At 59.6% G+C, this 15,916-nt stretch carries 14 protein-coding genes; 10 read left to right on the top strand and 4 right to left on the bottom strand.

What is annotated here, in order from left to right:
- The first annotated feature begins 135 nt into the window (after positions 1–135).
- The 5 genes from dsrA (at position 136) to FGL65_RS00305 (ending at position 5,064) form a co-directional block, all read left to right on the top strand.
- The gene (dsrA, locus tag FGL65_RS00325; RefSeq protein ID WP_147818754.1) at positions 136–1,455 is read left to right on the top strand and encodes a dissimilatory-type sulfite reductase subunit alpha; all 1,320 of its coding nucleotides are present in this window, start codon (positions 136–138) and stop codon (positions 1,453–1,455) included.
- A 15-nt stretch (positions 1,456–1,470) separates the two neighbouring features.
- Positions 1,471–2,616, top strand: coding sequence for a dissimilatory-type sulfite reductase subunit beta (gene dsrB / locus FGL65_RS00320; RefSeq protein ID WP_147818752.1), 1,146 nt, complete (start codon positions 1,471–1,473; stop codon positions 2,614–2,616).
- 65 nt (positions 2,617–2,681) lie between these two features.
- Positions 2,682–2,927 carry a dissimilatory sulfite reductase D family protein gene (locus tag FGL65_RS00315; RefSeq protein WP_147818750.1) on the top strand — a complete coding sequence of 82 codons (246 nt, stop codon included), beginning with the start codon at positions 2,682–2,684 and terminating at the stop codon, positions 2,925–2,927.
- A 164-nt stretch (positions 2,928–3,091) separates the two neighbouring features.
- Positions 3,092–4,495 carry a cobyrinic acid a,c-diamide synthase CobB gene (locus tag FGL65_RS00310; protein ID WP_147818748.1) on the top strand — a complete coding sequence of 468 codons (1,404 nt, stop codon included), beginning with the start codon at positions 3,092–3,094 and terminating at the stop codon, positions 4,493–4,495.
- A 74-nt stretch (positions 4,496–4,569) separates the two neighbouring features.
- On the top strand, positions 4,570–5,064 hold the full coding sequence (locus FGL65_RS00305) for a peptidylprolyl isomerase (RefSeq protein WP_147818746.1): 495 nt from the start codon (positions 4,570–4,572) through the stop codon (positions 5,062–5,064).
- Between the two features lie 194 nt (positions 5,065–5,258).
- On the opposite strand, the gene FGL65_RS00300 is transcribed toward FGL65_RS00305, so the two are convergent.
- Positions 5,259–6,005 (bottom strand): substrate-binding periplasmic protein, encoded by a 747-nt coding sequence (locus FGL65_RS00300; RefSeq protein WP_147818744.1) that lies wholly within the window; start codon positions 6,003–6,005, stop codon positions 5,259–5,261.
- Positions 6,006–6,266: 261 nt separating this feature from the next.
- On the opposite strand from FGL65_RS00300, the gene FGL65_RS00295 reads away from it, so the two are divergent.
- The 4 genes from FGL65_RS00295 (at position 6,267) to FGL65_RS00280 (ending at position 11,200) form a co-directional block, all read left to right on the top strand.
- On the top strand, positions 6,267–8,009 hold the full coding sequence (locus FGL65_RS00295) for a long-chain-fatty-acid--CoA ligase (RefSeq protein WP_147818742.1): 1,743 nt from the start codon (positions 6,267–6,269) through the stop codon (positions 8,007–8,009).
- Between the two features lie 306 nt (positions 8,010–8,315).
- Positions 8,316–8,960 (top strand): winged helix-turn-helix transcriptional regulator, encoded by a 645-nt coding sequence (locus tag FGL65_RS00290; RefSeq protein WP_147818739.1) that lies wholly within the window; start codon positions 8,316–8,318, stop codon positions 8,958–8,960.
- 2 nt (positions 8,961–8,962) lie between these two features.
- Complete coding sequence (locus FGL65_RS00285) at positions 8,963–10,054, top strand: N-acetylneuraminate synthase family protein (RefSeq protein ID WP_147818737.1); 1,092 nt, start codon at positions 8,963–8,965, stop codon at positions 10,052–10,054.
- A gap of 186 nt (positions 10,055–10,240) precedes the next feature.
- Positions 10,241–11,200 (top strand): chemotaxis protein, encoded by a 960-nt coding sequence (locus FGL65_RS00280; protein ID WP_147818735.1) that lies wholly within the window; start codon positions 10,241–10,243, stop codon positions 11,198–11,200.
- Here the strand turns inward: FGL65_RS00280 and FGL65_RS00275 are convergent.
- From FGL65_RS00275 to FGL65_RS00265, 3 genes are all read right to left on the bottom strand, one after another.
- Positions 11,197–11,478: a DUF2325 domain-containing protein gene (locus FGL65_RS00275; protein WP_147818733.1), complete on the bottom strand. Its 282-nt coding sequence runs from the start codon at positions 11,476–11,478 to the stop codon at positions 11,197–11,199. The two genes, FGL65_RS00280 and FGL65_RS00275, sit on opposite strands and share 4 nt — an antisense overlap.
- A 146-nt stretch (positions 11,479–11,624) precedes the next feature.
- Positions 11,625–12,200: a flavin reductase family protein gene (locus FGL65_RS00270; RefSeq protein WP_147818731.1), complete on the bottom strand. Its 576-nt coding sequence runs from the start codon at positions 12,198–12,200 to the stop codon at positions 11,625–11,627.
- 21 nt (positions 12,201–12,221) lie between these two features.
- Positions 12,222–13,553, bottom strand: a complete 1,332-nt coding sequence (locus tag FGL65_RS00265; protein WP_147818729.1) for a right-handed parallel beta-helix repeat-containing protein — start codon at positions 13,551–13,553, stop codon at positions 12,222–12,224.
- A 203-nt stretch (positions 13,554–13,756) separates the two neighbouring features.
- Here FGL65_RS00265 and FGL65_RS00260 point away from each other — a divergent pair, with 203 nt between their 5' ends.
- Positions 13,757–15,859, top strand: a complete 2,103-nt coding sequence (locus tag FGL65_RS00260) for a methyl-accepting chemotaxis protein (RefSeq protein WP_147818727.1) — start codon at positions 13,757–13,759, stop codon at positions 15,857–15,859.
- Positions 15,860–15,916 lie beyond the last annotated feature (57 nt).

Below are 15,916 nucleotides of genomic sequence, written 5' to 3'. Positions count from 1 at the left end.
GTTTTCCCATCATTCGTTGTTTATTACGTTTGGAGGACAGACGTCCGGGAAACCTGGCTTGACTTGGTCTTCGTTTCGCTCGGACGGTATAACGGTTGATGGCAACATCTTAATCAAACAATGGAGGTTAAGGGAATGGCGAAACACAAAACTCCTATGTTGGACCAGCTGGAAAGCGGCCCGTGGCCCAGCTTTGTGTCCGACGTCAAACAGGAGGCCGAAACTCGCGCCAAGAACGAGAAGGGCATTGAATACCAGGTTCCCGCTGACTGCCCTGACGATCTTCTCGGTGTTCTCGAGTTGTCCTACAACGACGGTGAAACCCACTGGAAACACGGCGGTATCGTCGGCGTTTTCGGTTACGGCGGCGGCGTCATCGGTCGTTACTGCGACCAGCCCGAACAGTTCCCCGGCGTGGCTCACTTCCATACCATTCGTGTGGCCCAGCCTGCTGGTAAGTTCTACACCACCAAGTTCCTGCGCGACCTTTGCGACATCTGGGAACTTCGCGGTTCCGGTCTGACCAACATGCATGGCGCCACCGGCGACATCGTGCTGCTCGGCACCCAGACCCCGCAGCTCGAAGAAATCTTCTTCGAACTGACCCACAACATGAACAACGACCTCGGTGGTTCCGGTTCCAACCTGCGTACTCCGGCAGCCTGCATGGGTATGTCCCGTTGTGAATACGCCTGTTACGACTCTCAGGAACTGTGCTACAACCTGACCCAGGAATACCAGGACGAACTGCACCGCCCGGCATTCCCGTACAAGTTCAAGTTCAAGTTCGACGCCTGCCCGAACGGCTGCGTGGCTGCCATTGCCCGCTCCGACCTTTCCTTCCTCGGCACCTGGCGCGACAACATCCGCGTCGACCAGGAAGCCGTTGCCGCTTACGTTGGCGGCGAGATCGCACCCAACGCCGGCGCACACGCCGGCCGCGATTGGGGCAAGTTCGACATCGTCAAGGAAGTCGTCAACCTGTGTCCGTCCGGCGCCATCACCTTCGAAGGCGGCAAGCTGGCCATCGACAACAAGGAATGTGTCCGTTGCATGCACTGCATCAACACCATGCCGCGCGCACTGCGCATCGGTGAAGACACCGGTTGTTCCATCCTTTGCGGCGCAAAGGCCCCGATCCTCGACGGTCCGCAGATGGGCTCCCTGCTCGTCCCGTTCGTCGAAGTGAACAAGGACGATGACTTCCAGGCCATCAAGGACGTCGTTGAAGGCGTTTGGGATTGGTGGATGGAAGAAGGCAAGAACCGCGAGCGCATCGGTGAAACCATGAAGCGCCTCGGTTTCGCAGCCCTTGCCAATGCTGCTGGCGTGCCCATTGATGCACGCATGGTTCAGGAACCGCGCCACAACCCCTACATCTTCTGGAAGGCTGATGAGGTTGAAGGCGGTTGGGAACGCGACATCGAAGACTTCCGTAAACGCCACCAGCGCTAAAAGGGGGAAACAGACATGGCTTTTATCTCTTCTGGATACAATCCTGAAAAACCGATGGAAAACCGGATCTCGGACATCGGGCCTCAGCACTTCACTGAGTTCCTCCAGCCGGTCATCAAGAAGAACTTCGGCAAATGGGTTTACCATGAAATCCTGGAACCCGGTGTGCTCAAGCACGTGGCCGAATCCGGCGACGCCGTATACACCGTTCGTTGCGGTACCGCACGTCTGATGTCCGTCACTCACATCCGTGAGATCTGCGACATCGCCGACCAGTGGTGCGACGGCTACCTGCGCTTCACCACTCGTAACAACATCGAGTTCATGGTGGAAGACGAAGGCAAGGCCAAGGATCTGAAGAAGTTCCTCAACGACCAGAAGTTCCCCGGCGGTTCCTTCAAGTTCCCCGTGGGCGGCACCGGCGCTGGTGTGTCCAACATCGTCCACACCCAGGGCTGGGTCCACTGCCACACTCCGGCAACCGACGCTTCCGGTACCGTTAAGGCCACCATGGACGCCGTGTTCGACCAGTTCACCGACATGAAGCTGCCCGCTCCGGTGCGCATCTCCATGGCTTGCTGCCTGAACATGTGCGGCGCCGTGCACTGCTCCGACATCGCTATCCTCGGTATCCACCGCAAGCCGCCCATCATCGACCACAAGTACCTGGACAACCTGTGCGAAATCCCGCTGGCAGTGGCTGCATGCCCCACCGGCGCCGTGCGTCCGTCCAAGGTCGAAGTCGATGGCAAGGACTACAAGACCGTGGCCATCAAGGAAGAACGCTGCATGTTCTGCGGTAACTGCTACACCATGTGTCCTTCCCTGCCCCTGGCGGACAAGGAAGGCGACGGTATCGCACTGATGGTTGGTGGTAAGGTTTCCAACCGCATCACCAAGCCGGCCTTCTCCAAGGTTGTTGTTCCGTTCCTGCCGAACAACACCCCGCGTTGGCCTGAAATGACCGACGTCATCAAGCGTATCCTCACCGCCTACTCTGAAGGCGCCAACAAGTACGAGCGCCTGGGCGACTGGGCTACCCGTATCGGTTGGGAACGCTTCTTCGAAGTTTGCGACCTCGAGTTCTCCGAACACCTGATCGACGACTTCCGCGATCCCGCTTACTACACCTGGCGTCAGACCACTCAGTTCAAGTGGTAGGCCGATAGGTAATTATTGGGGTGCGGCGATCCCGCCGCACCCTATTTTAAAGCAAGGAGCATGTTATGCCTCTGGAACTTGAATCCGCAAAAGCAGAAATCATCAAGTTTTGCGAAGAAAAATCCAAATCCAAGTCTAAATTCTACTTCAACGACTTCACCAAGCTTTTCCCCGATGCAAAAGCTCGCGAAGTCAAGAAGGTCCTGACCGCTCTGGTGCAGGAAGAAAAGATGGTCTTCTGGTCATCCGGCAGCACCACCATGTATGGTCTGGCCGGTGTCGGCAAGCAGGCCGCTGCTGAAGGCGAATAGAGTCTCAGATAGTCTTGACGACAAAGGCCTTGTCCAGTGCAGTACTTGGGCAAGGCTTTTTTGTAAGAGCCGCTAGCCTAATTTGCTTTGTTCCTTGAGCGGATTGGGTAAACGGCTCTTGCGGCTCTTTACCTTTGGGAAGAGCCGGAATATTTTGTTGGAACATGAGCGTGGCTACATTCCCTCGACTTCTCATTGCCGGGTTGTCCGGCGGCACCGGCAAGACCATCGTCAGCCTCGGCCTGGCGCGTGCCTGGACCCGTGCGGGCAAGTCCGTGCGTTCGTTCAAGAAGGGCCCGGACTACATTGACGCGACCTGGCTCGGCCTGGCCTCCCGGCGTTTCTGCACCAATCTCGATCCCTATTTCCTGAGCGGGGAAACCTTGCGCTCCCTCGTGCATGAACGCATGCAGGGCTGCGATGTGGGTCTTATCGAGGGCAATCGCGGCCTGTTCGACGGCAAGGACGAGCAGGGCTCCTGCTCCTCGTCCGAGCTGGCCCGCCAGCTGGAAACCCCTGTGGTGCTGGCCATCGACTGTACCAAGATGACCCGCACGGTGGCGGCCATCGTGCAGGGGTGCGCCCATTTCGAGCCCGGTCTCAGACTGGCCGGAGTCATCTGCAACCGCACCGCCGGTGAGCGACATCGCGCCATCCTGCGCCGCAGCATAGAGGAGCACACCGACGTGCCCGTGCTGGGCATGCTGCCCAAGTTCAGGGAGAACCCCATTCCCGAGCGGCACATGGGCCTGATGTCCGACCAGGAGTATGATCCGGCTTCCTACGGCGGCCATGACCAGGCTTTGGACGCCATTGCCGATGTGGTCGGGGAGTGGCTGGACCTGGACGCACTGTGGCGGGTGGCGGAAAGCGCGCCCGAGTTTGGCGAGCCAGCGCCCCTGTGGCCCGAGCCCGCTGCCGAAAAATGTGTGCGCATCGGGTACGTGCACGACGAGGCCCTGTGGTTCTATTATCAGGAGAACCTGGAGGCCCTGGAGCGCGCCGGGGCCGAGCTGGTGCGCCTTTCCCTGCTCGATGACCAGCCCTGGCCCGAGATCCACGGCCTGTACCTGGGCGGCGGGTTTCCGGAAACGCTTGCCCTGCGTCTGGCCAACCAGTCCCGGACCCGCATCCATGTGAAGAATTTTTCGGAAGCGGGAATGCCCATCTATGCCGAGTGCGGCGGGTTCATGTACCTGTGCGACACCCTGGAGTATGACGGCAGCGTCTATCCCATGGCCGGCGTCTTTCCGGTGGCCACCTCGTTCTGTCCCCGGCCCCAGGGTCTGGGATATACCGAGGCCGAGGCCGTTGCGGATACCCCGTTCTATGCACGGGGAACCCGCGTGCGCGGCCATGAGTTCCATTATTCGCGCTGCGTGGCGGCCAAATCCGGCAACCTGCGTTTCGCCCTGAAGATGGAGCGGGGCAACGGAATGCTGGACGGCTGCGACGGGCTGGTGAGCAACAGCACCTTTGCCGGGTACAACCATATCCACGCCCTGGCCGTGCCGGACTGGGCGCCGCGTTTCGTGGCCGCGGCGTTGAAATTCAAGGCCGGGCAATAGACGTTTGCCAGCTTGCCCCGCGTCTGGTAGAGCCGAATTTCCAAACAGCAAATAGATCCAAAGGAGATTTTGATATGATCAAGCTTGAAACCACCATGGGCGACATCGTCCTGGAACTGAACGAGGAAAAGGCCCCGAAGAGCGCCGCCAACTTCCAGCAATACGTGGAGGAAGGGTTCTACGACGGCACCATTTTCCACCGCGTCATCGACGGCTTTATGGTCCAGGGCGGCGGCATGATCGAGGACATGTCCCAGAAGACCACCCGCGATCCCATCGAGAACGAAGCCAACAACGGGCTGAAGAACGACAAGTACACCGTGGCCATGGCCCGGACCATGGATCCGCATTCCGCCACGGCCCAGTTCTTCATCAACGTGCAGGACAACGGCTTCCTGAATTTTAGCGCCGAGACCTCGCAGGGCTGGGGTTACGCCGTCTTCGGCAAGGTGGTGGAAGGCACCGAGGTGGTGGACAAGATCAAGGCCGTGGAAACCGGCAACCACGGCTTCCATGAAAACGTTCCCCTTGAGCCCATCGTCATCACCAAGGCTTCCGTGGTGGAATAGGCGAGACAGCCTAAAAGGGCATGCCGGGGCGCTGCCCCTGTACCCCGCCAAAGGACACGATCCTTTGGAAACCTGACATATAAACAGAGTCCGCTGCTCGCATTGCGAGCAGCGGACTCTGTTTATTGAAAGGGGATGCAGGGGGGATTATCCCCCTACCCGCCGGAGGCAACCTTTATCATCAGCGTTTTTGGCTATTCGGACAAACCGTACTTGTCCAGGATGCCCTTGTAGGTGCCGTTGTCCTTGATCATCTGGAAGCCCTTTTCAAAGGCGTCGAACAGAGCCTGTCCGTCGGGATGTTTCTTGGAGATCTGGAGATAGAGGGCCTTGACGAACAGGGGCGTGTCGGCATTGGCGAACTTGCCCTCGTCGGCTGCAAAACCACTCTTGATGGTTTGCCAACCCACCAGTTGGCTTTCGGGCACCACGTCGACGCGCCCGGCCAAAAGCTTCTTGAAGGACTTGCTCACGTCCGCGGCATAGTCGGGCTTGATGCCAGCTCCCTCGAACATTTCCACATAGGTGTATCCGCGCGAGCCGCCCACCTTGAGGCTCTTGAGCGCATCCAGGGTGGTGTAGTCCCATCCGGGCATCTTGTCCTTGAGATAGAAGAAGACCATCTTCTGGCTGGCCAGCGGTGTGGATTGCAGGCAGGTCTGGGAAAATTTTTCCGTGGCCGACCACGGGAAGGTGCCCACGGCCTGGCCGGATTGGGTCAGCGCCTCGGTGCGCGCCCAGGGCACGTACTTGAAGGTGGCGGAATGGCCCGCGGCCTTGAGGGCCTCGGTGACGATGATGGCCGTGGGCCCTCCGCCTTCCATGGATTCGGAAACGTAGGGCGCCCATTCGCCGGTAAGGATTTCGAAGTTTGTCGCCGAGCCTATGGACGGGAAGGCCAGTGTGGCGAGCAGGGTTATGATGGCGAGCAAGCGGGGCATGGTGACCTCCTCAAGGGAAATAGGGTTGGTTGCGTTTTTTGTTTCGGCCCGCAGGGTGACAGGGCACGCGGGCCGCTCCTCTATGTTTGAATATGGAATGGAAAATGTTTTTAGAGATATTATAAAGTGCGGTGTTTTTTTGCCTGAAAGCGGGATTGAGAGGGGGATTTTGCGTTTTGGGGCCTGTTGACCCGGGACGAGGGCTATTATACCGTGCGCCGATGCGTTTCGGCGCAGAATAGAGAGGGAAGGAATACACGAATGGAGAATATCGAACGCCCCTGGCTCAAGTCCTACGACCCCGAGGTCACTCCTGCCATCGATTACGAGAAGATACCCCTGCACCGGTTTCTGGACCGGGCGGCCAAGCGGTGGCCCAGGCGCAAGGCCGTGGTCTTCCAGAACTGGTCGGTCACCTACGGAAAGCTCAAGCGGCTGACGGAAATCTTTGCCGCCAACCTCAAGAAGATGGGGCTGCGCAAGGGGGACAGGGTGGCCCTCATGCTGCCCAACACGCCGCAGGCCCTGATTGCCTATTGGGGCTGCCTGCGTGCCGGGGCCGTGGTGGTCTGGACCAATCCCCTGTACATGGAAACCGAGATCCTGCATCACTTCAACGACTGCGAGGCCCGGTTCCTCATCGCCGTGGACCTGCTCTGGCCCAGGCTGGAAAAGCTCATGCCCGAGCTGCCCATTGAAAAGTACTTTTTCACCTCCATTGCGGACGGGTTGGCCTTCCCCCTGAACATGCTCTACCAGTTCAAGGTGCGGCGCGAGGGCAACCGCCCGGCCATTCCCTTTGACAACAAGGCCGTGTTTCCGTTCAAGCCTCTGCTGAAGGGGAGCGACACCTATACCTGCGAGCGCATCGACCCGGACGAAGTGGCCATGCTGCAGTACACGGGCGGCACCACCGGTGTGGCCAAGGGCTGCATGCTCACCCATTTCAATCTGGGGGCCAACGTCCAGCAGTGCCAGTCCATGCTCAGCGAACTGGAAAAGGAGCCCCAGACCTTTCTGGGCGTGTTGCCCTATTTCCATATATATGGGCTGACCACCTGCGTGAACTGGCCCATGTCCATGGGCGCGACCCTGATCCCCTTCCCGCGCTACGTGCCCCAGGACGTGCTCAAGGGCATCCACAAGCATCGGCCCACGGTGTTTCCCGGCGCGCCCTCGGTGTATATTTCCCTGCTGCAGCAGAAGAACGTGGCCAAGTTCGACATGAAGTCCATCAACTACTGTGTGTCGGGCTCGGCTCCCATGCCTGTTGAATACATCGACAAGTTCAACGAGATGACCCAGGCCACCATCCTGGAGGGCTTCGGGCTCACCGAGGCCTCCCCCGTGACCCATCTCAACCCCATCCGAGGCCAGCGCAAGGCCGGTTCCATCGGCCTGCCGTTTCCGGATACGGACGCCAAGGTCGTGGACATGGACGTGGGGGGCGAATCCCTGCCCATGGGCAAGATGGGCGAGCTGGTCATTCGCGGGCCGCAGGTCATGAAGGGCTACTACAACCGCCCGGACGCCACCGCCGACGTGCTGCGAAACGGCTGGCTCTATACCGGCGACATCGCCTACATGGACGAGGACGGCTATTTCTTCATCGTGGACCGCAAGAAGGACCTGATCATCTCGGGCGGGTACAACATCTATCCGCGCGAGATCGACGAGGTGCTTTACGCCCACCCCAAGATCAAGGAGGCCGTCACCGTCGGCATTCCTTACGAGGGGCGCGGCGAGATCGTCAAGGTCTACCTGGTGCTTGAGCCCGGTGCGGAGCTCTCCCGTGCGGACGTCATCGGGTACTGTCGGGAGAAGCTTGCCAACTACAAGGTCCCCAGGCAGGTGGAGTTCCGGAACGAGTTGCCCAAGACAATGGTGGGCAAGGTGCTCCGCCGGGCCCTGCGCGACGAGGAGGTCGCCAAGGCCGAGCGGAAGCAGAAACGTAGGGCCGAGCGCGGTGCCGGAAAGGATGCACGACAGGAAGCCCCGCCATGAGGCGGGGCTTTTTTTTCTCTTGTATCTGGAAGAAAGTGCCGGGCACGAATCTTGAATTGATATGAAGACGCGTCGGTGGAATGACGTTTTCAGGGTAAAGAAAACCCTTCAATCGACCGATTATTCAATGTGTCAACGATTGCATGAGAAAGGAAACGGATAAACCGTGCCTTTGAACGAGAGGGAGAGGCTGTCCCCGGCTTGTGTTGACAGGTTCCCCGCCGGGGACTACATTCGAAAACTCGTGAACTGTGGCAAGCGGATACGGTTCACAAATCATTGACCAAGTGAATGTTGAATACACAAATGGAACATACCAGCAACAGGGTCATCCAGCAGCTTATATCTGAGGGATCCTACCTGAAGCCGAGCAAGAACACCCGCGTCCTGGCCATTCTTGACTCCCTGGCGCATGACTCCGGCCTTTCCCAGTATGAACTGGGACGCCGCCTGAATCTTTCCGGCGCCATGATCAACCAGTACCTCAAGCAGCTCCAGGCCGAGGATCTCGTGGAGTTTCTGCCCGTCAACGGGAAAAGCTACCGGTATGTCCTTACCGAGGCCGGGGAAAAACGCCGCCGCCGGATGTTTTCGGACTATTCCTCCGAAACCATTCGGCTGTACACCACGGTCAAGGATTTCGTGCTGGACAAGCTCCAGGACCTTTGCGACCGGGGCAAGACCCGGCTGGCGCTGTTCGGCGCTTCGGAAACCTGCGAAGTGGTGCTTTCCGCTTTGAAGGATTCCCCGTTCCAGGTCATGCTGTTGCTGGACAGCAGCATGAGCAAGCAGGGGCTCATATTTCATGGACATGTGGTTTCCGCGCCCCATGTCCTCGACCATGTGGACTGCGATGCCGTGGTGATCACCTCATTCGGCAGGCAGGACGAAATCTATGAACAGATCAAGCCGGTTGCGGATACGCGCGGCTTCGAGATCGTGAGATTCTAATTATGCAGAAAGTCACGTCCATTACTCTACGCTCCGGCGTCGGCATCGGTGAAGGGCACCCTTGTTTCGTGGTGGCCGAGATCGGCAACAACCATCAAGGTGAGATCGCCCTGGCCAAGGAGATGATCGACAAGGCCGCCGAGGCCGGTGTCCAGGCGGTCAAGTTCCAGAAGCGCTGCACCGAGGCGCTGCTGACCCGCGAGGGCCGCGCCGCGCCCTATACCGGTTGCAACAGCTTCGGCCCCACCTACGGGGAACACCGGGACGCCCTGGAGCTTTCCATCGAGGAAATCGGGGAGCTCAAGGAATACTCCGAGGCCAAGGGACTGGTCTTTTTCGCCTCGGCCTGGGACGAACCCAGCCTGCAGCAGATCCTGGACCTGAACGTGGAACTGCTCAAGATCAGTTCCGCGGAACTGGTCAACCTGCCCCTGGTCTACAAGTACGCCCAGGCGCGCATTCCCATCATCCTGTCCACGGGAATGAGTTCCCTGGAGGATATTGACGCGGCCGTGGAAACCATCCGTTCCGTGCATGACGATCTGGTGCTGCTGCATTGCAACTCCACCTATCCCTGCCCGGAAGAGCAGATCGGTTTGCCGGTCATTGAGAGCCTGCGCGAGCGCTATCAGCTGCCCGTGGGATATTCCGGGCACGAGCGTGGGCTTGGCCCGTCCGTTGCCTCCGTTGCCTTCGGCGCCTGCGTGGTGGAACGTCATTTCACCATGGATAAGACCATGAAGGGCACGGATCACCAGGCATCCCTGGAACCCCGTCAACTGGCGGACATGACCGACATGATTCGCGAGGTGGAGAAGGCCCTGGCGGTGAAGGGCAAGAAGGTCTTCCCGGAAGAGCAGGCCGCCGCCAAGAAGCTGCGCAAGTGCATTGTCTTTTCCCGCGATCTTCCGGCCGGCCACGTGCTTTCCGAGTCCGACCTGACCACCCGCTGCCCGCGCGTGGGCGTGACCCCGGTGCACTGGAACGAGGTGGTTGGTTCCACCCTGAAACGGGCCGTGAGCCATGAGGAACCCGTGCAGTGGGATCTGTTGATTCGGGAGAGCGAGGAGTGCGCGGGCGCTGCCACCTCCTGATTTTGGCGCATGAAAATGATTGAGAGGAACCGGCGGGCATCGGCCCGCCGGTTTTTTTGTGCGCGACGCTGAATGCCTGGGCCGGTTGCCCGGACCGGCTTTAGAATCTTAAAGAACTAATACTCCTGCCCCTGGATTTCATGTACAGGTGGTGCATAAGCAAGACTGTCCGCAAGGAGAAAGGCCATGAGCAAACAGGATATTCTTCTGGAAACAGGCACCAACGAGCTTGAGATCATCGAATTTTTCGTGCGCGAGCGGCACGGGGAAGAGATTTCCACCCACTACTTCGGCGTCAACGTGGCCAAGGTGGTGGAGGTGGTGGAGGCTCCGGAAGGGCTGGAGGGCTCCGAGGCAGCCGCGCATCCGAGTTTTCTGGGCACCATTCCCCTGCGCGACCTGATCCTGCCCGTTGTGGACCTGAGCATCTGGCTGGAGATGGACAAGCCCAAGGAGGAGAACGAGCCCATCATTGTGACCGAGTTCAACAACACGGTCACCGGGTTCCTGGTCTCAGGGGTGACCATGATCCACCGCATCAACTGGAGGGACGTGCAGCCTCCCAGCCTGTATGTGAAGAATTTTTCCACCAATTGCATCACCGGCACCATCGAGATCGGCGACCATATCACCCTGATGCTCGACCTGGAGCTGGCCCTGGCCGAACTGGACGGCGGAAGCGCCATGGTGGCGGGAGATATTACCGTGGCGGAGCAGACGTACCGGGCCTTGATCGCCGACGATTCCACTTCGGTGCGCAATGTGCTGCGCCAGAATTTCGAACAGGCCAATTTCGAGCCCACCGTGGTGGGGGACGGCCAGGAGGCCTGGAACAAGCTGCTGCAGATCAAGGAACGGGCCCAGGCCGAGGGCAAGCGCCCCCTGGACTATGTGGACGTGGTGGTTTCGGATGTGGAGATGCCCCAGATGGACGGCTACACCCTGACCCGCAGGATCAAGGAGGACCCGGTGCTGAAGGAGCTGCCGGTCTGCCTGTTCTCCTCGCTCATCTCAAAGGGCATCATGCACAAGGGCGAATCGGTCAAGGCCGATGACCAGGTCACCAAGCCTGAGTTCAACGCCCTGACGGGACGGGTCATCGCGTTGGTCAAGGACTGGGATCCGTCCAAGGCGACCACTGTCTAGCAGGCGGCCTCGTCCAGGCATTTGCGCAGGGTGCTCACTCCGCAGGAGTGGTGCATGTACACGGGCACGTCCTTGCCCTTCACGGCCTTGAGGATGTCCTTGCGCGCCTTGTGGGAGACCTTGTTGGTGAACATGACCACGAAATCCACTTCTCCCACGGTGCCGCCGATGCTGCGTTCCTTGCCGGTGTAGCACTTCAGCTTGATGCCGTGTTTTTTGGCTTCATCCATGTAATCCCGCTTCAGCCTGTCCATTCCGCCGATCAATGCCGCGCACATGTTGTGACTCCTTATTGAAATTGAATTTCGTTATCAATTAAAAAAGAGGACAGCAGATGTCAACAACAAGATGAAAAAAAGTTGACTTTTTCGGGAGGTGTTGTGCGGGTGAAGGGGAAATGTCTGCCGGGATATCCCGGCAAGTCTCACTTGAGCGTGTTTTTCAGTTCCCTGCCGTCATGCCAGGCGCAGCCTATCTGGCGGCCAACACTCCAGTAACGGTTGTCCGGCATGGTCAGCGTGTAGGGCCGGACCTTTTCGACGTCAACGAACCCTTCGGTCATGTATTTTTCTTCGGTCCAGGAAGCCATGACTTCGCCCACGAAGATGATGTCCACAGGCAGTTCGAGCTTGTCGTGGAGTTTCATCTCCAAGGACAGCGGAGCTTCCATGACCAGGGGGGCCTTTTCGAGTTCGCCGTAATGCACCTCGAAGAGTGACGACTTGTCCGCTTTGTGTCCGGATATGAGACCAGCCGCGTCCACTTTATCAAGCATGGATTCCGAGGCCAGGTTGATGCTGTACTCGCCGTTGCGGATGATGGCCTCGGACGTGGCGTGAGCCTTGTTGATGCAGATGGCCATGAGGCAGGGTTTGTAGTTGCAGCGCGTCACCCAGGCCGCAGCCATGAAATTGGGCTTGCCGTTGTATATGGTGCCAATCACGGTCATTGGTTCGGGCAGAATGAAGGCATTGTCGCCGATGTTGATTCTTTTGCTCATGGTTTTTCCTACGGGTTGTTTTTAGGGCAGGCTTTCCACGGGTTCCCAGTCGTCCCCCTCGAACTCGCTGCCGGGAAGCCCCACGGGCGGGACGTCCTCCTGGGTGTTGCCGCGTCCCTTGTCCTTGACCATGACGCGGCCCAGCACGCGGTTGAGGTCGCCGCTCAGGAGCATCTGCCCCTTGAGTCCCGTGAATTCCTTGAAATCGTTCCAGGCGAATATGTTCGTCGATGCCGTGAGCTTTTCGAAAGGCACGTTGAAGATGGCGTATTGTCCCTTGCCCCGGAACCGGTTGGCCGTGAAGAAGCCGCGCGAGCCGGTCTGGATGATGCCCCGGGATTTGTCGCCGCCGCTGACGATGATGTCGTTGCCCGCCACGGTGGCGTCGTTGCCGTAGCAGAAGACGCCCGTGGAGGTTTCGCCCCGGATCTCGACGCGGTTGCGCAGGATGAGCGCCTTGCTGTTGCGCGCGAAATCGCTCCCGCCCGCCGTGTCGAAGTACCAGCCCGCCACAATGCCGTTGGCCGTGAACTTGTTGGGGTATTCGATTCCCCGGTCATCGGTGACGATCTTGTTCCCGGCCACGAGGATGGAGCCCTCGCCCTTGTCGGAGCGCACGTTGTCCAGCAGCTCAATGCCGTTGCGCGAGGCCTTGGTGATGATGTTGTTTTCCACCCGGATCAGGGCTCCCCAGGTCCAGTCCACCATGACGCCGCGCCCGGCGGTCATGCCCGGCTTGTTCACCATCATGTGGAAGCGGTTGTCCTTGATGGTGATGACGCCGGACACCGCGCGTTCCAGCGGCGTCTTGCGGTAGTCAAGACGGGTGCCCGCCACCACGCCGGCCGCAAAGAGCAGGGAGTCGGATTCCGTCCACTCCACCTTGAGCTCCTGGGGCTCCACGTTTTCCACGATATTGTTCCTGATCGTCAGTCCTGCGGCATAGGGGAAGTGCAGGGGCGTTCCCTTGGGGCCCTGGAAGTGGAGAGAACTGACGGAGATGATCGGCCCCTTTTTGGCCGGGGGCGCTCCCGGCACGGGCAGGGGGCTGTAGAAATTCCAGAAGCCGCCCCTGATGATGGTCACGGGGAGTCCCAGGCTGTCCACTTCGCCCCGGATTTCCACGGATTTGCGGATGAGGACCCGTCCTTTTTCGCCGAAGTCGAAATCGCCCTTGAGCAGGACCGAGCCGCCGCCGTCCACCGCCTTCTGCACGTTGGCCGTGTCCTGAACAGGGTTCCGGGTGCCGATCACCACTGTTTCGGCCAGGGCGGGGCCGGGCGCGGCCAGGATGCAGGCCAGGCAGAACAGGGCGGTATACAGTGCCGTCATGGGAAAGATGTTCGTACGCATGCTCATGCCCTCAAGTGATATTTGAAAATCATCGCTTTGTGAATGGCGCGGGCGAAGCATGCATCCCATTTCTGGGCCCATGAGCTTCGTTATTTTTTCCTGGATGTGGTTGCCAGAACAACGGCCTTGGGCCATCGTGCAATGGGGGGTGTCCCGGCGCCGGCTTGGCGTGTGCCTTTTTCCGCTATCAAAGGGAGTTGGAAATGAAACTGAGAACCCGGCTTACCCTGTTCCAGGTCGTAACCATTGCAGTGACCATTGCTGTTCTCTGCTTTGTCTTCATTCATCAGATCACGTCCTATGCGGACCAGGAGGCCGACTCCTACCGTACGGAGGCCATGAACAAGGAAAAGACCCTGCTCACGGACTATGTGGGCATGGCCATCGGCACGGTGGATAGCTATTACAAGCGGTCGCAGGACATCGAGGGACTGAAGCGGGAAAAGGCCCAGGAACTGAAACGGGTCGTGGATGCGGTCTACAACCAGGTCGAGGACTTTTATGCCCGCAACAGGAATTTCCTGTCCCGCGACGAGCTCATTCGGGAGATCGGGAAACTGGTGGTCGCCGCCCGCTATGAGGGCGACAACTACGTCTGGCTCAACGACCTCGACCACCGCATGGTGGCCCACCCCTCGGAAGCCCTGCAGGGCAAGGACCTTTCCGATCTCAAGGACGTGAAGGGCAACTACCTGATCCGCGACCTGACGGCCATTGCCCGGGACAAGGGCGAAGGCATGACCTCCTACTGGTGGGCCAAGCCGGGTGAAACCGAGCCCAAGCTGAAGATATCCTATGTCCGCTTTATCCCCTCCCTGAAGCTGGTCATCGGCACGGGGGCGTGGATCGACGACATCACCGCCACCATGAAGGCCGAGGCCATGCGCCAGGTGGCCAAGATGCGCCTGGGCGACGGCAACTACTTCTTCATCATGGACCAGAAGGGCAACATCATCATGCACCCGGTCAATCCCGCCCTGGACGGCAAGAACATGCTCGGGGTCAAGGACCCCAAGGGCACGCCTCTGTTCAAAGATATAGTGGATGTGGCCAATGCCGACGGAGAGGGGTTTGTCAGCTACTGGTGGCCCAAGCCCGGGAAGGAGGACTCGGTTCCCAAGCTGACCTATGTCCAGCTTTTCAAGGATTGGGGGTGGATTCTGGGCATGGGCGTGTATATCGACAATATCGATGAAATGATCGCCCGCAAGCAGGTGGCCCTGGATGCCGCCGTATACGACATGTACCTGATATTGGCGGCCATCGCCCTGGGCATCGCCCTGCTGGCCGCCCTGGCCAGCATGTTCTTTGCCCGCGGCATCACCAACACCATCGGCGGCGAGCCCGAGGATATCGCCTGGATCGCCGGGCGCGTGTCCGACGGGGACCTGACCGTCAAGTTCGAGGAAGGCAAGGGCGGCATGCGCGGCATTTACCTGGCCATGAAGAGCATGGCCGACAAGCTGGGGCATGTGGTCACCGAGGTGCAGCAGGCCACGGAAAACGTTTCCGCCGGAAGCCAGGAGCTGTCCTCCTCGTCCCAGTCCCTTTCGCAGGGCACCACGGAGCAAGCCGCTGCGGTGGAGGAGGTCAACGCCTCCATCGTGCAGATGGCCGGCAGCATCCGCGACAATGCGGACAACGCCCGCAAGACCGACGAGATCGCGGCGGGAGCCTCCAGCGAGACCCAGAAGGGCGGCGCGGCCGTGCGGCGCAGCGTGGAGGTCATGCAGGAGATTGCGGAAAAGGTTTCGGCCATCGAGGAGATCGCCCGGCAGACCAACCTGCTGGCCCTGAACGCCGCCATTGAGGCGGCCCGCGCGGGCGAGCAGGGCAAGGGATTTGCCGTGGTGGCCGCCGAGGTGCGCAAGCTGGCCGAACGCAGCGGCCAGATAGCGGGCGAGGTTTCCGAGCTTTCCGCCCAGAGCGTGCAGATGGCCGGTCAGGTGGGCGATCTCTTCCAGCTCATCGTGCCCGAGATCCAGAAGACCGCCGAGCTTGTCAGCCAGATATCCAAGGCCTGCGACGAGCAGAACTACGGCATTCAGCAGGTGGAGACCGCCATGCAGCAGCTCGACGTGGTCATCCAGCAGAACGCCACGGCATCCGAGGAAATGGCCTCCACCGCCGAGGAATTCGCCAGCCAGGCAGAGGGCCTGCAGGCCGCCATGACCTTCTTCAGGGTCAACGGGAACGGCAATGGCAACGGCAAGGGAAAGAACTACGGCAGCATATCCGTTGCCTCGGTCAGGCCCCAGCCCTTGCCCCACGGACCGGTGCCTGACGACGATTTCGAGAAATTCTAGGGAGTTGTCGATAGGTTTTCGATAGCTGGCTGGTTGTGCGGGGCTTTGTCTCTGTTT

It is taken from the genome of Salidesulfovibrio onnuriiensis, assembly GCF_008001235.1.
GTDB lineage: Bacteria > Desulfobacterota > Desulfovibrionia > Desulfovibrionales > Desulfovibrionaceae > Pseudodesulfovibrio > Pseudodesulfovibrio onnuriiensis.
Note: the sequence above shows the minus strand (reverse complement) of the source record. Positions and strands in the feature narration are given on the sequence as shown.